Consider the following 2,323-nt stretch of genomic DNA (forward strand, 5'->3'; position numbering starts at 1 on the left):
ATCCCGGCTAAAGCCGGGATCTCCCGCGGCAAGCCGCATCGCCCGCCCCGGAAAGGCCCCCGCCTGCGCAGGGGCGACGGACATTGGCACAGGAACAGCCATCAGCCCCGCCGCACACCCCCTCCGCGTCTCCGCGCCGCTGCGCGAACCCCGCTTCCACGTCGCGCCTTCGCGTCTTCGCGTGGCTCCAGACCGCAACCCGGCCGTCACGAATAACGCTGTTCCTCCCACCACGGCACGAAGTCCGGCATGTCGCGGCTCACCCGGTCGGGATACACCGGCGCGCGCTTCTCCAGGAACGAGGTCACGCCCTCCTTCGCGTCGCCCGACCGCCCGCGCGACAGGATCGCGCGGCTGTCGACCTTGTGCGCGTCCATCGGGTGCGAATAACCAAGCCCGCGCCACAACATCGCGCGCGTCAGCGCCACCGATACCGGGGCGGTGTTGTCGGCGATCTCGCGCGCCAGTTCGTTGGCGCGCGCCAGCAGCCGGTCGGCGGGCAGCACCTCCTTCACCAGCCCGCCCGCGTGCGCCTCGGCGGCGTCGAACACCCGGCCGGAATAGCACCATTCCAGCGCCTGGCTGATCCCGACGACCCGCGGCAGGAAATAGCTCGACGCCGCTTCCGGCACGATCCCGCGCCGCGCGAACACGAAGCCCATCCGCGCGGTGTCGCTCGCCAGCCGGATGTCCATCGGCAGCGTCATCGTGCTGCCCACGCCCACCGCCGGGCCGTTGATCGCCGCGATCACCGGCTTGACGCTTTCGAAGATGCGCAGCGTCAGCCGCCCGCCGCCGTCGCGCGCGCTCTCGCTGGAATAGCGCAGCTCGCCGTTCGGCCCGACCGGCGATTCCTCGCCGCGGCTTTCGTAGTCGAACGTCTTGCCCCCGCCCGACAGGTCCGCGCCGGCGCAGAAGGCGCGCCCCGCGCCGGTCACGATCACGCAGCGCACGTCGTCGTCGGCATCGGTCGCGTCGAACGCCGCGATCATCTCGGCCATCATCGTGCCGGTGAAGGCGTTGAGCTTCTCCGGCCGGTTCAGCGTGATCGTCGCGACGCCGTCGGCGACCTCATAGATGATCTGTTCGTATGCCACCGGCCTCTCCTCGTTATGCTTGCGGCGGCATAACAATACTTACGGAAGGCGCCCGTCAAGCGCCGATCCCGGCCAACGCCGACAGCGTCGTCCGGCGAAGGCGCGAATTTCCCGCCGCCCCTGCATCGCGCGCGCCGCGAACGGCCGCTACGCCCGCTTTCCGAACAGCCGCCCCAGCACCGCGTCGGCCGCCTGCACCACCGCATCGGCCACCGCCTGCGGATCGGGCGCGCGCTGCGTCCCCTGCGGCGCGGCCGCGTCGCCCGTTTCCGGCCCCGGCCCGGCAGCAGCGGGCGAGGGCGCCGGAGCGGGCGCCGCTCCCTCCGCCGCCTTGCGCGCGATCGCCGCGCTGGCCGCCGCCGCCGCGACCGTCAGCGCCCCCGCGATCGCCTGCCGCCCAGCGGCGCTCGCCATCGCCGCGCCGGCCTGCCCGATCAGCTCGTCGCCCGCCTTGCGCAGTTCCTTGGGCAGCTTCACGCCCAGGATTTCCTTGGGCAATCTGCCCTTCTTCGCCTTCTTCCCGCCCACGTCGCTCACCTTCGCTGTGTGACAGGGATATAAGACACCTAAAGCGCGCTGCAATGCCCGCCCCTGCCTCAGGAAGTGTGCCACGCGACCGTCAACAGCGCATGGCTGGCGACCGGCGCACCATCGTGGCCGACCGCCGGGGCGAAGCGCAGCGGCCGGGCGGGGCGGCAACTGGCGGTGTCGATGTCCGCCCGGCCGCTCGACAGGATCGGGCGACACCCCGTCGCAGCGCCCGCCGCGTCGATCGTGACGAGGATGCCGGTCGTCCCTCCCGCTCCCGCGCGCAGCGCCGTGCGCGGATAATCCTGGACACTGTAATAATCCGCGATCCCGCCGATCAGCGATGGTGGCGTGGCGATCCGGGCGTCCTCCGCCGGGTCCAGCCCCCAGAAGGCGGCCACCTTTGCCACGCACGCATCCGTCGCGCGCCACGCCGCCGCAAAGGTCGGCAGCGTGATGACGATCGGCGCGCCCGTCGCGCCCGTCGCGCCCGGCCGCTCGGCCGGAGCCAGCATCAGCGTGTCGCCCTCCTTCGCGCCAGCGAACAGCGTGTCGTCCAGGACGACGCGCCAGCGCCGCTGCCCAGCGTCATGCCCCGCCGCGTGCTGCGGATCGGGCAAGGCACGGACCGTCGCGGTGCGATCACCGAACGTCACGCGGACGCTGCCGGGGTCTGCGCCCCTCCCGCCCGCCTCGGT

Annotated in this window: 3 protein-coding genes; all 3 read right to left on the reverse strand. The window is 72.4% G+C overall.

The window, feature by feature from the left end; translation table 11 throughout:
* Nucleotides 1–206: 206 nt before the first annotated feature.
* Nucleotides 207–1,097 carry a crotonase/enoyl-CoA hydratase family protein gene (locus AX685_RS03670; RefSeq protein WP_066485581.1) on the reverse strand — a complete coding sequence of 297 codons (891 nt, stop codon included), beginning with the start codon at nt 1,095–1,097 and terminating at the stop codon, nt 207–209.
* 147 nt (nt 1,098–1,244) lie between these two features.
* Nucleotides 1,245–1,634 carry a hypothetical protein gene (locus AX685_RS03675; protein ID WP_066485584.1) on the reverse strand — a complete coding sequence of 130 codons (390 nt, stop codon included), beginning with the start codon at nt 1,632–1,634 and terminating at the stop codon, nt 1,245–1,247.
* A 59-nt stretch (nt 1,635–1,693) separates the two neighbouring features.
* Nucleotides 1,694–2,323, reverse strand: a 630-nt coding sequence (locus tag AX685_RS03680; RefSeq protein ID WP_231738538.1) for an energy transducer TonB, incomplete at its 5' end; no start/stop codon positions are given.

This window comes from Sphingomonas sp. CCH9-F2 (assembly GCF_001556735.1).
GTDB classification, from domain to species: domain Bacteria; phylum Pseudomonadota; class Alphaproteobacteria; order Sphingomonadales; family Sphingomonadaceae; genus Sphingomonas; species Sphingomonas ginsenosidimutans.